At 66.6% G+C, this 15,668-nt stretch carries 15 protein-coding genes and 1 CRISPR repeat array; of the genes, 12 read left to right on the top strand and 3 right to left on the bottom strand.

The annotated features are described in order from the left end of the window. Nucleotides 1-17 precede the first annotated feature (17 nt). Genes cas7e through cas2e form a run of 5 tightly spaced genes read left to right on the top strand, consistent with a single transcriptional unit; the run spans nucleotide 18 to nucleotide 3,888 of the window. Nucleotides 18-1,139 (top strand): type I-E CRISPR-associated protein Cas7/Cse4/CasC, encoded by a 1,122-nt coding sequence (cas7e, locus tag QH168_RS25140; RefSeq protein WP_280468204.1) that lies wholly within the window; start codon nucleotides 18-20, stop codon nucleotides 1,137-1,139. Then, nucleotides 1,136-1,864 (top strand): type I-E CRISPR-associated protein Cas5/CasD, encoded by a 729-nt coding sequence (cas5e, locus tag QH168_RS25135; protein WP_280468203.1) that lies wholly within the window; start codon nucleotides 1,136-1,138, stop codon nucleotides 1,862-1,864. The genes cas7e and cas5e overlap by 4 nt, the downstream gene beginning before the upstream one ends. Nucleotide 1,865: 1 nt before the next feature. Further along, entirely contained in the window at nucleotides 1,866-2,549 is a 684-nt protein-coding gene (gene cas6e, locus QH168_RS25130) for a type I-E CRISPR-associated protein Cas6/Cse3/CasE (protein ID WP_280468201.1), read from the top strand. Next, on the top strand, nucleotides 2,546-3,496 hold the full coding sequence (cas1e, locus tag QH168_RS25125) for a type I-E CRISPR-associated endonuclease Cas1e (protein ID WP_280468199.1): 951 nt from the start codon (nucleotides 2,546-2,548) through the stop codon (nucleotides 3,494-3,496). The genes cas6e and cas1e overlap by 4 nt, the downstream gene beginning before the upstream one ends. Beyond that, nucleotides 3,493-3,888: a type I-E CRISPR-associated endoribonuclease Cas2e gene (gene cas2e / locus QH168_RS25120; RefSeq protein WP_280468198.1), complete on the top strand. Its 396-nt coding sequence runs from the start codon at nucleotides 3,493-3,495 to the stop codon at nucleotides 3,886-3,888. Before cas1e ends, cas2e begins: the two co-directional genes overlap by 4 nt. A gap of 581 nt (nucleotides 3,889-4,469) precedes the next feature. Here the strand turns inward: cas2e and QH168_RS25115 are convergent. Both QH168_RS25115 and QH168_RS25110 read right to left on the bottom strand, forming a co-directional pair. Then, nucleotides 4,470-4,673: a cold-shock protein gene (locus tag QH168_RS25115; protein ID WP_280468196.1), complete on the bottom strand. Its 204-nt coding sequence runs from the start codon at nucleotides 4,671-4,673 to the stop codon at nucleotides 4,470-4,472. A 549-nt stretch (nucleotides 4,674-5,222) separates the two neighbouring features. Further along, nucleotides 5,223-5,983: a CRISPR direct-repeat array (repeat unit 28 nt; unit sequence GTGCTCCCCGCGCCTGCGGGGATGATCC). 167 nt (nucleotides 5,984-6,150) lie between these two features. Continuing rightward, nucleotides 6,151-7,506 carry a cation:dicarboxylate symporter family transporter gene (locus tag QH168_RS25110; RefSeq protein ID WP_280468195.1) on the bottom strand — a complete coding sequence of 452 codons (1,356 nt, stop codon included), beginning with the start codon at nucleotides 7,504-7,506 and terminating at the stop codon, nucleotides 6,151-6,153. 126 nt (nucleotides 7,507-7,632) lie between these two features. Between QH168_RS25110 and QH168_RS25105 the strand changes: the two genes are divergently transcribed. The 3 genes from QH168_RS25105 to QH168_RS25095 all read left to right on the top strand — a co-directional run bounded on the left by QH168_RS25105 (nucleotide 7,633) and on the right by QH168_RS25095 (nucleotide 11,147). Next, a complete protein-coding gene (locus tag QH168_RS25105) occupies nucleotides 7,633-9,186 on the top strand; it encodes a sensor histidine kinase (RefSeq protein WP_280468193.1) in 1,554 nt (517 codons plus the stop codon). Next, nucleotides 9,183-9,881 carry a response regulator gene (locus QH168_RS25100; RefSeq protein WP_280468191.1) on the top strand — a complete coding sequence of 233 codons (699 nt, stop codon included), beginning with the start codon at nucleotides 9,183-9,185 and terminating at the stop codon, nucleotides 9,879-9,881. Before QH168_RS25105 ends, QH168_RS25100 begins: the two co-directional genes overlap by 4 nt. A gap of 195 nt (nucleotides 9,882-10,076) precedes the next feature. Further along, complete coding sequence (locus QH168_RS25095) at nucleotides 10,077-11,147, top strand: hypothetical protein (protein ID WP_280468189.1); 1,071 nt, start codon at nucleotides 10,077-10,079, stop codon at nucleotides 11,145-11,147. Nucleotides 11,148-11,196: 49 nt separating this feature from the next. Here the strand turns inward: QH168_RS25095 and QH168_RS25090 are convergent, their stop codons facing one another. Further along, complete coding sequence (locus QH168_RS25090; RefSeq protein ID WP_280468187.1) at nucleotides 11,197-11,550, bottom strand: MmcQ/YjbR family DNA-binding protein; 354 nt, start codon at nucleotides 11,548-11,550, stop codon at nucleotides 11,197-11,199. Here QH168_RS25090 and QH168_RS25085 point away from each other — a divergent pair. The 4 genes from QH168_RS25085 to QH168_RS25070 all read left to right on the top strand — a co-directional run bounded on the left by QH168_RS25085 (nucleotide 11,535) and on the right by QH168_RS25070 (nucleotide 15,653). Then, on the top strand, nucleotides 11,535-12,980 hold the full coding sequence (locus QH168_RS25085; protein ID WP_280468185.1) for an MFS transporter: 1,446 nt from the start codon (nucleotides 11,535-11,537) through the stop codon (nucleotides 12,978-12,980). The two genes, QH168_RS25090 and QH168_RS25085, sit on opposite strands and share 16 nt — an antisense overlap. Nucleotides 12,981-12,985: 5 nt before the next feature. After that, the gene (locus QH168_RS25080) at nucleotides 12,986-13,207 is read left to right on the top strand and encodes a hypothetical protein (RefSeq protein ID WP_280468183.1); all 222 of its coding nucleotides are present in this window, start codon (nucleotides 12,986-12,988) and stop codon (nucleotides 13,205-13,207) included. A 157-nt stretch (nucleotides 13,208-13,364) separates the two neighbouring features. Further along, nucleotides 13,365-14,312, top strand: a complete 948-nt coding sequence (locus QH168_RS25075) for a hypothetical protein (RefSeq protein ID WP_280468182.1) — start codon at nucleotides 13,365-13,367, stop codon at nucleotides 14,310-14,312. A gap of 27 nt (nucleotides 14,313-14,339) precedes the next feature. Next, nucleotides 14,340-15,653: an adenylosuccinate synthetase gene (locus QH168_RS25070; RefSeq protein ID WP_280468180.1), complete on the top strand. Its 1,314-nt coding sequence runs from the start codon at nucleotides 14,340-14,342 to the stop codon at nucleotides 15,651-15,653. Nucleotides 15,654-15,668: the final 15 nt, after the last annotated feature.

The raw sequence follows: 15,668 nt of genomic DNA, 5'->3' as shown, positions 1-15,668 counted from the left end.
CCGAAGCGGAGATGATCATGACCCGAACCCTGATCGACATCCATATCCTGCAAACCGTCCCGCCGAGCAACCTCAACCGCGATGACACCGGTAGTCCCAAGACCGCCGTCTACGGCGGTGTCCGCCGGGCACGTGTGTCGAGTCAGGCATGGAAGCGGGCGACCCGGGTGGCGTTCGATGATGTACTGGACCGCTCCGAACTCGGGGTCCGCACGCGTCGCGTGGTGGAGGTCCTCGCCGGTGAGATCGCGAGTCGCGCCTCCGAGCTGAGCGAATCGGCCAACGATCTGGCGATAAAGGTCATGGATGCTGTTGGCATCAAGGTGAAGCCGCCGAAGAAGGACCTGACCGAGGAGGCAGGCTATCTGGTGTTCCTCAGCCGGAACCAGATCACCGCTCTGGCGGAAGCGGCCATCGCTGCGGCGGGTGCGGACGACATCGCGGCGGCATTGCGTGAAGCCAAGGTGAAAGACTTGGCCAATCGGGCGCATTCGGTGGACGTCGCGCTGTTCGGCCGAATGGTCGCCGACCAGGTGGATCTGAATGTCGACGCGGCGGTGCAGGTGGCACATGCCATCAGCGTTCATCCGGTAGAAACCGAATTCGACTACTTCACCGCGGTGGACGACGCCATCGGTGACGACGAGACCGGTGCCGGAATGATCGGGACCGTCGAATTCAACTCGGCCACGCTGTACCGCTACGCGACGATCGACGTCGACCGGCTGCAAGACAACCTCGGTGACGCCGAGGCCACGCGGCGAGCCGTGGAAGCGTTCATCAGCAGTTTCGTCCGTTCGATGCCGACCGGCAAACAGAACACCTTCGCCAACCGCACTCTGCCCGAAGCGGTCATCGTCCTCGTTCGGGATTCTCAGCCGATCAATCTCGTCGGCGCATTCGAATCGCCGGTGCGGGAGTCGAACACCGTCGGAAGAGTCAAGCGCGCGGTCGACGTGCTGTTGGAAGAGGCCAAGGAAATCGAACGTGCCTATGGTGAGACCCCGGCGCACGGCTGGGTGACCCGCGTCGGATCAGATACCGAACTGCTTCGTGAACTGGGCGCCGATGTGCCGTTCGCGGAACTCGTCACCGAGGTGGGGGAGACGGTCCGTGATCGACTCGGTGACGGCTCGTGAGCGTCGTCGCATTCCGGTTGGCGGGGCCACTGCAATCGTGGGGGGTGAGCAGCAGATTCGTTCGGCGCGACACCGGCACAGTTCCGAGTAAGAGCGGGATCATCGGTATGGTCGCCGCGGCGAAGGGACTGCACCGCACCGACCCGCTGGACAAGGAGCTGCTGGATCTACGGTTGGGTGTCCGCATCGATCAGCCCGGTCAGCTGGTACGAGATTTCCAGACGGAGCAGCGTCCGAAGCGTGCCGCGGATGGTTCGCTGACCTGGACTTCGCTACCGCTGTCCTACCGGTACTACCTTGCGGACGCGGTGTTTCTGGCGGTGTTGGAGGGGCCGCAGGAAGTGGTGACCGCGATCGATGCGGCCGTCCGAAACCCTGAGTTCCCGCTGTACCTCGGGCGCCGGTCGTGTCCTCCGGCAGGGCCCATCGCGCTCGGCGTGTTCGATAGGGACCTCGAAAGCGCCCTCGCGGCGCTGCCCTGGCAGGCAGGGAAGCGGTGGCGGCGTCGGGCCACGCAGGCAAAGGTGACGCTGGAGACGGTTCGTGATCCGAAGCCGGGTGAGGCAGGTGTCGAGACAGTGCGTGACCTGCCCGTGAGTTTCGATCCGAATCGGCGCGCGTATTCGTGGCGCAGCGTCGTCCGTGCACCGGCCGTGGTCGAGAACCCCGACGGGCGAGCCGATACCGACGGCGAGCACGACCCGATGTCTGCGCTGGGAGCGTGAGATGTTTCTGACCAGGATGCAGATCAATCCGCGCCGACGCGGCGCGCGCCTGCTGCTCTCCTCGCCCCAGGCGATGCACGCGGCGGTGTGTGCCGGATTCGCCGATGCGGGGCCCACCGAGGAGGGCCGCATTCTGTGGCGAGTCGATACCTACGCAACCCATCGGGTGTTCCTCTACGTGGCGAGCCCAGAGAAGCCCGATTTCACACACATCACCGAACAGGCGGGCTGGCCGACCACCGAAACCTGGGACACCCTCCCCTACGATCGCCTGCTCGAAGGGCTGCGTACCGGGCAGCGCTGGCAGTTCCGATTGACCGCCAACCCGGTGCGCTCCGGCCGCCGCGAGGGGTGGGCGGAGACCAAGCCGATGGGTCACGTGACCGTCGCACAACAGGAACAGTGGTTGCTGTCGCGTGCTGAACGGTGTGGGTTTCGCGTACTGCCGAGAGTTGCCCCGAATGCCCAGGACGGCGAGCTGGAACTGCGCATCATCGACAGGGGCGTGCGCCGTTTTCAGCGCGGCGGAAGCCAGGTGACCATCTCTACCGCGACCTACGAGGGAGTGCTCGAGATCATCGACACCGCTGCCGCGCAGCACACGCTCACCCACGGGGTCGGCCGGGCCAAATCGTACGGGTGCGGACTGCTCACGTTGGCTCGGCAGGCCGCTCCATCGCCATGAGCACCATCGGTCGGCGGACCACTGAATCGAAAGAGCTGGTTCGCATTTCGGACCGCATCTCGTTTCTCTATCTCGAACGGTGTGTGGTCAACCGGGACAGCAACGCGATCACAGCGACCGACGAGCGCGGCACCGTCCACGTTCCGGCCGCGTCGGTCGGGGTGTTGCTGCTCGGTCCGGGAACGACGATCACCCATCAGGCGATCGTGCTCATGTCCGACAGCGGCTCGACCGTCGTGTGGGTCGGCGAGCGTGGAGTTCGGTACTACGCGCATGGTGTGAGCCTGGCGCGATCGTCTCGTCTGCTCGAGGCGCAGGCGGCGGCGGTGACCGATCCACGGGCGCGGCTACGCGTCGCTCGGGCGATGTACGGGATGCGCTTTCCCGGCGACGTCGTCTCCGGGCTGACCATGCAGCAATTGCGTGGCCGGGAAGGCGCACGAGTACGCAATCTGTACCGCGAGCACTCGGAGCGAACCGGGGTCGAGTGGAAACGTCGGCAATACGATATCGATGACTGGGAATCCGGGGAGCCGGTGAACCAAGCGCTCTCGGCCGCGAACTCATCCCTGTACGGCATCGTGCATTCGGTGATCGTCGCACTCGGCTGCACGCCCGCGCTCGGGTTCGTGCACACCGGACATCACCGTTCGTTCGTCTATGACATCGCAGACCTGTACAAGGCGGAGCTGACGATCCCGATCGCATTCGATCTGGCCGCCGAAGAGGCCGACGACATCGGCGCGGCTGCGCGTCGGGCGGTGCGGGATGCCGTATACGACGGCAAACTCCTCGCCCGGTGCGCGCGGGACGTGCAGCGATTGCTTCGCGATGAAACCGGATACAACACAGTTGATTTCGACGAACTCGAATTCGACGTGATCTCTTTGTGGGACGAACGCGAAGGGCAGGTGTCGGGCGGTGTCGGATACGGAGACGAGTTTTGACCATCATCGTGCTGACCGCCGTGCCACCCGGCCTGCGCGGGCATCTGACGCGCTGGCTGCTCGAAATCAGTCCAGGCGTGTTCGTCGGCCTCGTCTCCGTCCGCGTCCGGGAACTCATGTGGGAACGGATAGTCGAGTTCGTCGCCGAAGGCCGTGCACTCATGGTCTACGCCGCCCGCAACGAACAACGCCTCGCCTTCAAGGTCCACGGCCACGACTGGGACCCCGTCGACCACGACGGTGTGGTGCTCATGCGCCGCCGAACCGTGCCCGATTACGTCCCCGCCAGCCGCCCCCACGCTCCCGCCGATCGGACACAGAACAGTGCCGAACACCAATCCGACACAGTCTGGCGTCGCCGCTCGGCCCGCCGGAAGTTCCGGCCGAAGTAGTTGAGCGAAATCGGCACTGATGAATTCTCGGGCGTGTCGTCGAGAAATGCGCAGGTCAAGAGTGTTCCCCACGCACGTGGGGATGAGCCGGCGCACAACGAAGCCGAAGAAGCCGCCAAAACGTGTTCCCCACGCACGTGGGGATGAGCCGTGATGGTGGACATCGTCGCCTCCAGCAGGAAGGTGCTCCCCACGCACGGGGGGATGAGCCGCGCAGCACCCAGCGCACCGCGCAAGATCGTGCGTGCTCCCCACGCATGTGGGGATGAGCCGATAACATCGAACCCGGCAACCGGTGGTGCCTTCGACCGGAGGAAACCGAGACTTTCCTGAACGCCAGTGCGCCGCACCCGGCAATGGCCTACGTCGGTGCACATCACCCCATCCAGGTCGAACTCACCTTCGACCGAGCCGGGTAGAGGCGTCGTCAGCACCTCATGACCCGAGTGCGGGCGAATAGTCCTGGGGCGCAATCGTTTGCCCCATCGACAGTGTTCGGCACCGCGGCGCGGGTGGTGCTGGCGGAACGAGAAAGGCTCCGCACCGGGGAGGTGCGGAGCCTTTCTACAAGTCGCGCTTGATCAGATGGCGCGGACGTCCTGAGCCTGCGGGCCCTTCTGGCCCTGGCCGACCTCGAACTCTACGCGCTGACCCTCGTCGAGGGACTTGAAACCTGAGCCGCCGATGGCGGAGTAGTGCACGAAGACGTCAGGGCCGCCTCCGTCTTGGGCGATGAAGCCGAAGCCCTTTTCGCCGTTGAACCACTTGACAGTGCCTTGAGCCATGTTTTGTATTACTTCATTTCTTGTCGGTGAGCCGTGCAAATCACTGCGATGAGCACAATCTCGCCATCCACTATGTCATGGATCGGAGGATGTGGACACTCCGATTGCGCATAGGGCGGTCGGAGGGGCCTGCCCACTGCTGTATCTGCGGTGAAAACCTTGAGTTCGTCCGACGGTCCTGTTGCCCCAGTATCTGGCGCTGACCGTTGATCTCGGGCACGACACCGCCCGCCGGACGCCCTGGATATGGCTGCGCCGAAAATCGTGATGTAACAGTCGTCACAGTCGATTCGACCGCATGGGTGCACCATGCGTTTTCGTCCGTGAATCCCCCCAGGCCAGGAGTCCCCGATATACCCACCACCGCAACAGGCCCGTCGCCCGGGCTCTGGCCGCCGCCGTATTTCGGGTCTCTGTCCGCCCCATCCTGGCACTGGAGCGAGCATCCCCAACGTAACCGCCACACTGATGCGCGTTCTACCGCCATCGGTCGCAAACGAAAGTGAATGGGAATCCGGTTACTGATCGGTAGACTGCCTGGTCAAGAAGTGTGCTCCCCGCGCCTGCGGGGATGATCCCTTTGTCCAGCTGCCCGAGGGCCGCCCCGGACCGTGCTCCCCGCGCCTGCGGGGATGATCCCAGGCCGAGGGCGAGCGCACGGCCATCGCCGCCGTGCTCCCCGCGCCTGCGGGGATGATCCCCGCCGCCCCCGCTGGATGTGGTGTCTGCCGAGGTGCTCCCCGCGCCTGCGGGGATGATCCCCCGAGAATTGCCGCGGGCCCGGTGGCGGTGGAGTGCTCCCCGCGCCTGCGGGGATGATCCGACGGGTAACAAACCAGGTGATGAATTCCAGCTGTGCTCCCCGCGCCTGCGGGGATGATCCAGTACCGGTATTCGTACTCGGCAATCGCGCCCTGTGCTCCCCGCGCCTGCGGGGATGATCCCAAAGGCGCGCAACTTCAGCATCTACCCGGCGGGTGCTCCCCGCGCCTGCGGGGATGATCCTCAGTGTCTACGACGTCGACGAGAATGCCATCCGTGCTCCCCGCGCCTGCGGGGATGATCCGTTCGTCGACGATCGCGAGGCGCTCCAAGGCCAGTGCTCCCCGCGCCTGCGGGGATGATCCGCGGATACGTGATGCGCGGCATGTGAAATCCCCGTGCTCCCCGCGCCTGCGGGGATGATCCGTACTACCGGCGCTTCTCGCTGGTGTACCGCCCGTTCTCCCCGCGCCTGCGGGGATGATCCGGACTCGACGGTCTGACCGGCGAGGATCAGGCCGTGCTCCCCGCGCAGGCGGGGATGATCTCGTGAAGATTGCTGACGGACGATCAGTCGGCCCGTGCTCCCTGCTGGGCAGAGCTATCCGACTCAGCTAGTCGGTGGCTCGGACCCGAGCGATCGCCGGTGGCGAGTGGTGCGTGCCACCGGCGACAGCCAAGTTGTGTCTTGTTGGTACAGAAAAGCTTCGGCCTTCTATGCCCGAACCAACTTCTTCCGCTCCTCCTCAGCAGCCCGCACACCCCCATGCTCGTTCCCCATCCCCTCCTCATCGAACGGAATCTCGCGATCGAGCACCGCTCGCACCCGCGCGGGATCCGAAGTCCCCGTCCATGTGCCGATGAGCAGCGTCGCGACCGCGTTTCCGGAGAAGTTGGTCAGGGCGCGGGCTTCGGACATGAAGCGGTCGATGCCGACGATGAGGCCTACGCCGTCGAGGAGTTCGGGGCGGTGGCTTTGCAGGCCTCCGGCGAGGGTGGCCAGGCCTGCGCCGGTGACGCCTGCTGCGCCTTTGGAGGCGATGATCATGAACAGGAGCAGGCCGAGTTGCTCGGTGAGGGTGAGGGGTTGGCCCATGGCGTCGGCGATGAAGATGGAGGCCATGGTGAGGTAGATGGCGGTGCCGTCGAGGTTGAACGAGTATCCGGTGGGGACGACGACGCCGACGGTGGCGCGGTCGACGCCGATGTGTTCCATTTTCGCGATCAGCCGCGGCAGGGCCGATTCCGAGGATGAGGTGGCGACGATGAGCAGATATTCGCGTGCCAGGTAGCGGCACAGTTTGAGTACCGACACCCGTGCGACCAGTCGCAGTAGCAGGCCGAGGATGCCGAAGACGAAGACCACGCAGGTCAGGTAGAAGGCGATCATCAGGGTTGCCAGTTGGGCGACCGCCGACAATCCGGTTTTGCCGACCACGTTCGCGATCGCGCCGAACGCACCGATGGGGGCCAACCACAGAATCATCGACAGGATGCGGAACACGAGCTTCTGGATGAGTGCGATGCCGCGCAGGATCGGTTCACCGGTCGATCCCATCGCCTGGACGGCGAATCCGACCAGCAGGGCGACGAACAGCGTCTGCAACACATTGCCCGCTGTCAGCGCCGACAGCAGCGATGTCGGGATGATGCCGTGGATGAAATCCCAAGTGCCGCCCGCACTGTGCGCCTGATCGGCGTATTGCGCGCCCGAGCCCGCTGTTTCGGACAGATCCAATCCCGAGCCCGGGTCGAGCAGATTACCGACGACCAACCCGATGCCGAGGGCGACCGTCGACATCACCAGGAAGTACCCCAGCGCCAGTCCGCCGACCTTGCCGACGGTCGCGGCCGCCCGTACCGAGCCGATGCCGAGCACGATGGTGCAGAAGATCACCGGCGTGATCATCATCTTGATCAGATCGACGAACATCGTGCCCAAGGGGGCCAATGCCTGTGCGGTGCCGGGGGCGAGCCAGCCGACGAGGATGCCCGCGGCGACCGCGGCGATGACGGCGAGGTACAGCCAGTGGGCGCGGTCGCGCTTGGCTCGCCTGGTGGTGACGGTCATGGTGATCCTCCGAGTGCGGCGGGTGGAGCTGGGGTGATGTGGGTCATAGCCCGCATGCAGAATGATGACGTCCGAAGTGACGCCGGTCACTGTTTGGTGCATTAAGTTCAGTGAAGGAAATCTCGGGTGCGACGACGAAAGCTGTCACTGGCCGCGCAGCTGTTCCTGCTCCAGCTCGTGCTGCTGGTGCTGGTGATCGGCCTCGGCGCGATCGCCGCGATCGCCGATGCGCGCGGCGACAGCGATCGGACCGCGACCCGCGAGGTCAGCGCTGTCGCTGTCGGCCTGGCCGCCGCGCCGTCGACCTCGGCGGCTGTGCGCTCGGCGGATCCGACGGCGCTGCTCCAGCCGGTCACCGAGTCGGTCCGGCAGACCACGGGCATGGACTTCATCGTGGTGATGGCGCCCGACCGCACCCGGTTCACCCACACCGATCCGGCCCGGATCGGGCAACCGTTCAGCGGCACGATCGACCGCGCGTTGGCGGGGGAGGTCTTCGCCGAAACGTTCACCGGAACCCTCGGCCCGTCCATCCGTGCGGTGGCACCGGTCTATGCCGAGGGCCGGGTGGTGGCACTGGTGTCGGCGGGGGTGACCAGGGCCAGGATCGGTGAACATTTCGCGGCGCAACTGCCCGCGATCGCCGTGGTGAGCGTGGCGGGCCTGGTGGTGGCGGCGGGTGGGTCACTGCTGGTGAGTCGTCGGCTGCGACGGCAAACCCATGGGATGGCACCGGCCGAACTGCGTGCGCTCTATGAGCAGCACGACGCGGTGCTGCGTTCGATTCATGAGGGGCTGCTGGTGTTCGGGCGTGGCGGCGGTGAGGCGGATGTCGTCAACGACGAGGCTCGGCGTTTGTTGGATCTGCCCGACGGGCCGGTAGTGCGATCCCAGCTGCCGGTGTCGCTGCGCGGGCTCGGCGAGTCGATGGTGCGGGATGAAACCCATGTGGCCGGTGATCGGGTGCTGCTGGTGAATCAGGATGTGGTGCGGTGGCGGGGCGACCCGATCGGCACCGTGCTCACTGTCCGCGATCACACCGAACTGCGTGCGGTGCTCGGTGAACTCGAATCCATACGCGGATTCGCCGAGGCGCTGCGCGCCCAGGCGCACGAATCGGCGAACCGGCTGCACACCGTCGTCACCATGGTCGAACTCGGAAAGCACCGTGAGGCAGTGGCATTCGCTACCGCGGAACTGGAGTTGTCGCAGGCGCTGATCGACAGATTGCTGTCCGCGGTGAGTGATCCGGTGCTCGCCGCACTGCTGCTGGGGAAGGTGAACCGCGCCGCCGAGCGGGGCGTGGAGCTGACGATCTCGGAAGACACCGCCCTCGCTTCGACGGCGCCGCTGTCCGCGCACGAAGCGGTCACCGTGGTGGGGAATCTGATCGACAATGCCATCGACGCGGCAGCCGCCGAACGAGACGGGTGGGTGGAAGTGGCCGTATGCCATCGCGATTCGGCCCTGCGCGTCCGGGTGGCCGATAGCGGGCCCGGTATGTCGCCGGAACTGTTCGCCCGCGCCGCCGAACGCGGATATTCGACGAAGACCGATCACTACGGTCTCGGGCTCGCGCTCGTGCACCGCGTAGTCGTCCAGTACGGCGGCACGGTCGGCACCGAGACCGCCCCGGAGGGCGCGGTGACCGTCGTGCTGCCACTCGAGGAGCGACCGTGATCCGGGTATTGATCGTCGAGGACGAGCCGCTGATCGCCGAAGCTCATCGCGTCTATCTCGAGCGGCTGCCCGGATTCAGCGCCGCCGGGATGGTCCATACGGGCCGGGATGCCATGCGCCAGATCGCGGCGGCAGCGGTGGAGGGAGCGCCGATCGACCTGGTCCTGCTCGATATCGGTCTGCCCGATATCAGCGGTCTCGACGTCGCCGTCGCGCTGGGCGCCCTCACCCCGCGGCCCGATGTCATCGCGATCACCTCCGCCAGGGATCTGGGTGTGGTGCGCGCGGCCGTGGCCAACGGCGTCATCCTGTATCTGCTGAAACCGTTCGGCTTCACCGCATTTCGCGACAAATTGGAAAGCTATCGTGACTATCGCGGCGCGTTGTCCGGTGATACGGCCGCCGCATCGCAGCAGGAGATCGACCAGGCGTTGGCGGCACTGCGCACCGCCGACCATCGGGCCACCATTCCGAAAGGGTTGTCGCCGCAGACCTTGGACGAGATCATCCGTGTGGTTCGCTGCGCACCGGACGGAATCACGGCCGCCGACACCGCGGCCGCGGTCGGCGTCTCCCGCGTCACCGCGTGGCGCTACCTCGAAAAACTGGCCGACGACGGTGTCCTGATCCGAGAGTCCGACTACGGACGGGCCGGGCGACCCCGGACTCGCTACGGTTGGCGGCCTCGCGGCTGAATGCCACCGAGAGCGGCCGCCGCGGGATACCGTAGCGACCGTATCGCGCCGGTGCATCGGGCGCTGATCGGCCACTTTTGCGTTTTGGTGTCGCGTTTTCCGGTTTGCGGCAGGAATGGCCGGATGCGGTTGTGACCATCGGTGTCACGGTCGAGGCTGGCTACATATCTATTTCGGAGAATCCTTGGGAGCAGTATGACCGACAGTGCTATCCAGTCGCCGACCGCCGAAGATCCGTTGGATCAGGCCTACCGGCGGCTGCGCAGTGCCGGTCAGCGGGTGGCATTCGAGCTGCCAGGAGGGTCGGGATGGGCGACCAGCCACCGGGCGATGACCGAAGTGCTGGATGAGGCATCGTTGGTCAAGAACGCGCCGTATCGGACGAACTTGCGCGAGGGCCTCAGCGCAGCCGACCGGCCGATGCGGGCACTCACCGATCTCGAGCATTTACGCAGCCGGGACGGCGCCGACCATCGCAGGCTACGCAGGACCATCAACAAGGCGTTCACTCCCGCCCGGATCGCGGCCTTGCAGCCGCGCATCGACGAAATCGCCACCGAGCTGATGGACAATTTTCCGGCCGGTGAGACCGTCGATCTCGTGGCGTACTTCACGACGCCGCTGCCGATCCGGGTGAGCTGCGAACTGTTCGGCATCCCGCAGGCCGATCAGTGGTGGATCAAGACCTGGACGATGACGATCCTGTCCGAGACCAGTACCGGTGAGCAGGCGCGGACGGCGATGCAGTCGATGATCGCCTATCTCGCCGAACTACTCGACCGAAAGCGCCGTGCCCCGGGCGACGATATGACCTCTGCGCTGGCGGCCGACCGATCCGGCGACCTCACCGACGAGGAATTGGTCGACATGCTGCGGGTGGTGATCGTGGCAGGCCATGAGACCGCCGTGCGTCTGCTCGGCAGTGCGGTGATCATGTTGTCGGCGCATCCCGAGCAGTTGGCGACGGCGCGGTGGGAGAACCGCTGGGCCGATGTGGTGGAGGAGACGCTGTGGCACGAGTCGTCGGACGCTGACGTCTTCGATATCGGGCGGGACGACCGAGACCAGCCGGTCTTCGGTCGCGGACCGCATATCTGCCTCGGTGCGCCGCTGGCCCGGCTGGAGGCTCGGGTGGCGTTGGCGGCGCTGTACGGTCGCTTTCCCGGACTCGAACTCGGTTGTGCGCGGGAGGATATCGAGTATATTCCGCAGCTCACCACGGCCAAGCCGGTGGCGCTTCCGGTGCGGCTCGCGTCGGTGATCTGACGAAGCGGCCCGATCAGCGATCCTGGTGCACGGCGGCATCGGTACGTCATCAATCGAGCTGTGCGGAAAGCTTTTTCGGTGCCACCCGTCGGTAGCCGTCGCGGATGATCGCGTCGATCTCGCCCCAGTCCGGGTCGATGTCGAGGCGCACGCCGATCCATCCGCGGTGGCCCACGTAGGGCGGGATGAAGAATCGTTCGGGTTCGGCATCGACCAGCTCGTCCTGGACGCCGTCGGGTGCCGGGCACCACAGGGCGGGGCCGGGGGAGTGGTGGCCGCCGTCGACGTAGCTGGTGAACACGGTTTTGGCGCGCACGAAGAACGACGGTGAGCCGTGGCTGAGCCGTTCGCTGCTCTCCGGCAGGCGCAGGCAGATCGCCCGGACATGTGTCAACGGGTCCATATGCGCAGTGTAGGGGTGGTGGAGGTCGGCCGCACCGACATCGATGGGGCCGGAGCGTCGGCGGTTCACGACTTCGGGATGGCGGCGATCAGTCCGTCGATGACGTCAATGTCGCCCTGCCCGCGATCGACGCCGCGCTCGACTTCTCACCGTCGGGGCTGAGCTGGGTGATCAATGCGTTCATGGTGCCGTTCGCCGGTCTGATGCTGCTCGGTGGTCGCCTCGGCGATCTCACCGGCCGCCGCACCCTGCTACTCGGCGGCCTGGTGGTATTCGCGATCGCGAGCGCCTGGGGCGGCGCCGCGCAGCACGGCTGGGAGCTGCTGGCCGCGCGCGCCGGGCAGGGCATCGCCGCGGCGGTGCTGGCCCCGATGTCGCTGGCATTGGCGACCGCCGAGTTCGAGGAGGGCCCGGCGCGGGCCAAGGCTATGGCGGTCTGGGGCGGCGCGGCTGCGGCGGGCGGTGCGGTCGGTGTGGTGTTGAGCGGACTGCTCACCGACCATCTGGGCTGGCGGTGGGTGATGTGGGTGAACCTGATCTTCGTCGCGGCGGCGATCGTCGCGGTGGTGCGCGCGGTACCGGATGTGTCGCCGGTACGCCGCGATCCGGTGGACGTGCTCGGCGCGGCGCTGGTCACCTTCGGAACGACGGCGCTGGTCATGGCGGTGATCTCGACCGAACACCATGCCTGGATCTCCGGGCCGGTGCTCGGCTGGTCGGTGGCCGGTGTGCTCGCGCTGGCGGTGTTCGGTCTGGTGGAATCGCGTGCCGCGGCGCCGCTGGTCCCGCTGGGCTTCCTGCGGCGTCGCTCGCTCATCGGTGCCACGGTCTTCGGGTTCCTGCTGGTATCTGCGCAGATCGCCAGCTTCTACTTCGTGTCCCAGTTCTTGCAGCGCGTGCTCGGCTATACCCCCACGCAGACGGGGCTTGCGTTCCTGCCGTTCTGTGCCGGTGTGGTGGTCGGGCTGCGGCTGGCCATGGTCGCGACGCAGAAGGTGGGCCCGCGTCCGGTCATCCTGTGCGGCGGGCTGTGCGGGGCGCTCGGTCTGCTGTGGTTCGGCATGTCCGACCCCGAGACGACCTTCCTGACCGGCATTCTCGGACCGTCGCTGGTCGGCAGCATCGGCATCGGTGCGTCGATGGTCGCCATGGGCGTCGCCGCGGTCGGTGGCGTACCCGCCGAACAGGCCGGTCTCGCCTCCGGAATCCTCAACAGCGCACGGCAGTTGGGTGGCGCGTTCGGCTTGGCGGTACTGGTCACCATCGCCTCGAACATCATCGGCGACGCGACCACTCCGGCGGCGCTGACCGAGGGCTACACCACCGCACTGTGCATCGGCGCGGGTCTGCTCGCCCTCGGTGCGGTGGTCGCCACCGCCATCCTGCCTGCCGCGGTGCGGAAGGAAGAACGGGTGCCCGTCGCGGAGTGATCGCGATGATCGGGTGGCGGCACTGCTCGGGCCGGGGCCGCTACGTCCAGATCGCTCGTCGGCTCGACTCCGTGCGCCGGGTGGACCGGATCGTGGTGCTCGAGCACGGTCGGGTCGACGCGACGGGCACGCATGAGGAACTGCTCGAGCGCAGCGCGGTGTACCGGCGACTGCTCGGCGAACAAGTGGATGCGGTGACCGATCGGGATTCCGTGCCCGCGCGGTGATGTCGAACGAGATCCCGCCGGTGGAACGAGGGTTCGCCGGTGGGATCTCGGCAGACCGGACCGGTTGTCGTGGTGTGTATCTCTGCTCGGACGTCCTTGACGGTGCTTGTTTTGGTTATCTAGACTAAAACGAGTCCGAGGGAGAGGAACGATCGACATGGGATACGGACACTGGGATGACACGGCCTACCGTGCGGCCAAGACCTACCGCGCCCGGCGGGGGGTGGACGACTTCGGTTACACCGCCGAGATGCGCGCCGAACCGCATGAGAACTGGTGCGCGCATCCGCTGCTCGACCCGTTGGGCGTCGGCGTGCGGGAATGCCGCGATTCGGGTGAGCACGCGAATTCGCTGCCCATCGCGGTGCTGTTCGACGTCACCGGGTCGATGGGCCGGGTGCCGCGGATCATGCAGGCCAAGCTCGGCACCCTGCACGGCCTGCTGACCGCACGCGGCTACGCCGATGATCCGCAGATCCTGTTCGGCGCCATCGGCGACGCCGACACCGACCGGGTGCCGTTGCAGATGGGGCAGTTCGAATCGGACAACCGGATGGACGAGCAGCTGCGCGCGATCTTCCTGGAAGGCGGAGGCGGCGGCCAGAAATCCGAAAGCTACGAGCTGGCCGCGTATTTCATGGCGCGACACGTCGCCACCGACGCCTGGGACAAGCGCGGTAAGCGCGGCTATCTGTTCATCATCGGCGACGAGCTGAACAAACCGCGCCTGGCCGCACGCCATGTTCGCGGTGTCATCGGTGATCCGGTGCGCCAGGACATCTCGGTCGCATCGATCTACCGGGAGCTGGCGCAGCGGTGGCACATCCACTACATCCTGCCGAATCAGTCCAACTACTACCGGGATCCAGAGATTGCCGAGCATTGGCGCGGTCTGCTCGGGCAGCGCTTCATGAAGCTCGACGATCCCGGCGCGGTCTGCGAACTCATCGCCTTGACCATCGGGATGGCCGAGAACCGGGTCGATGTCGAGACCGGCCTCGCTGATCTGCGCGACGTCGGGTCGGTCGCCGAGGCCGATGCCGTCGGTAAGGCCCTCGATCCGGGAGCGCGGCGGATACGTGCCCTGCCGCGTGGATCGAAATAGCGCGGCGCACAGCGGAGGAGGGTGGCGATGGAGCGGGATCACCTCATCGTGATCGATCTGGGATTCGGTGACGCGGGCAAGGGCGCGACGGTCGATTGGCTGTGCTCGCCGGAGGCGGCGCTCGACGTCGCCGCCGTGGTGCGGTTCAACGGGGGCGCGCAGGCCGCGCACAACGTCGTCGCTCACGGCCGCCACCACACCTTCGCCCAGTTCGGTTCCGGAACCTTCTCCGGTGTGCCGACGCTGCTGTCGGAGCACATGCTGGTCGAGCCGATCGCGCTTGCCGCCGAGGCCGAAACGCTGGCGCGGCTCGGGATCGCCGACCCGCTCGCCCTGCTGGCCGTCGATTCGCGGGCGCTGCTCACCACGCCCATCCATATCGCGGCCAACCGTGCCCGCGAGGACGCGAGGGGTTCCTCGCGGCACGGTTCCTGCGGTCGCGGCATCGGCGAAACCGCGTGGTACGCATTCGGACACGACGCACCGACGGTCGCGGACTGCCTGCGCCCCGGCGTGCTCAGCGACAAACTGCACCGGCTTGCCGCGCACTACGCCTCGATCATCGAGCCGAGCGGTCACCGATACGAGCCGATCGAGGCGCTGGTGCAGATGTATCGCGAGTTCGCCGCGGCGGTACGCATCGTCGACGATGGGGAACTCGCCCGGCTGGCAGGGCGCGGTCGCCTGATCTTCGAAGGCGCGCAGGGCGTGCTGCTCGACGAATGGCGTGGCTTCCATCCGCACACCACCTGGTCAACGGTCGAACCGCGCAACGCACGGGCCATGCTGGCCGGGATCGGCGCCACCGGATCGGTCCTCGGCGTCACCCGCACCTACAGCACCCGGCACGGCGCCGGACCGCTGCCCACCGAGGACGCCGGGCTCGCGATCCGGGAACCTCACAATGGATACGGCCCCTATCAGGGCGGATTCCGGCTCGGACACCTCGATCCGATCCTGCTCCGATACGCGGTGACGGTGAGCGGCGGGATCGACGGCCTGGTCCTCACCCATCTGGACGCCCCGGGCACCGAACACCTGGCGAGCGCCTACCGCGTCGGCGACGAGCTGATCACCGAGCTGCCGCCGGGCCGATGGCAGGACCTCGACCATCAGCGTCGACTCACCGAGTTGCTCGCTCGGGCCGAACCGGTACTCACCGAGATCCCTGGTGACCGCATCGCGTGGCTCGAACAGCACCTCGGTACCCGGGTCGTGCTGACCTCGGACGGACCGGACCGCGCCGACCGGACTCCGCACGCGGTATGGCATCGGACGTTCCAGGTCGACCGTATCCCGTACTCGGCCGCGACCGGCTGGCGATCGGCGGGCGTGGCATAGGGCCGCCCGCGCACG

It is taken from the genome of Nocardia cyriacigeorgica (assembly GCF_029868385.1).
GTDB classification, from domain to species: domain Bacteria; phylum Actinomycetota; class Actinomycetes; order Mycobacteriales; family Mycobacteriaceae; genus Nocardia; species Nocardia cyriacigeorgica_F.
Note: the sequence above shows the minus strand (reverse complement) of the source record. Positions and strands in the feature narration are given on the sequence as shown.

Excerpts from the sequence above, each read along its gene's own strand:
- cas7e (WP_280468204.1), top strand. The coding sequence starts at position 18 with ATGACCCGAACCCTGATCGACATCCATATCCTGCAAACCGTCCCGCCG.
- cas6e (WP_280468201.1), top strand. The coding sequence starts at position 1,866 with ATGTTTCTGACCAGGATGCAGATCAATCCGCGCCGACGCGGCGCGCGC.
- cas1e (WP_280468199.1), top strand. The coding sequence starts at position 2,546 with ATGAGCACCATCGGTCGGCGGACCACTGAATCGAAAGAGCTGGTTCGC.
- QH168_RS25115 (WP_280468196.1), bottom strand. The coding sequence starts at position 4,673 with ATGGCTCAAGGCACTGTCAAGTGGTTCAACGGCGAAAAGGGCTTCGGC.
- QH168_RS25110 (WP_280468195.1), bottom strand. The coding sequence starts at position 7,506 with ATGACCGTCACCACCAGGCGAGCCAAGCGCGACCGCGCCCACTGGCTG.
- QH168_RS25095 (WP_280468189.1), top strand. The coding sequence starts at position 10,077 with ATGACCGACAGTGCTATCCAGTCGCCGACCGCCGAAGATCCGTTGGAT.
- QH168_RS25090 (WP_280468187.1), bottom strand. The coding sequence starts at position 11,550 with ATGGACCCGTTGACACATGTCCGGGCGATCTGCCTGCGCCTGCCGGAG.
- QH168_RS25080 (WP_280468183.1), top strand. The coding sequence starts at position 12,986 with ATGATCGGGTGGCGGCACTGCTCGGGCCGGGGCCGCTACGTCCAGATC.
- QH168_RS25075 (WP_280468182.1), top strand. The coding sequence starts at position 13,365 with ATGGGATACGGACACTGGGATGACACGGCCTACCGTGCGGCCAAGACC.
- QH168_RS25070 (WP_280468180.1), top strand. The coding sequence starts at position 14,340 with ATGGAGCGGGATCACCTCATCGTGATCGATCTGGGATTCGGTGACGCG.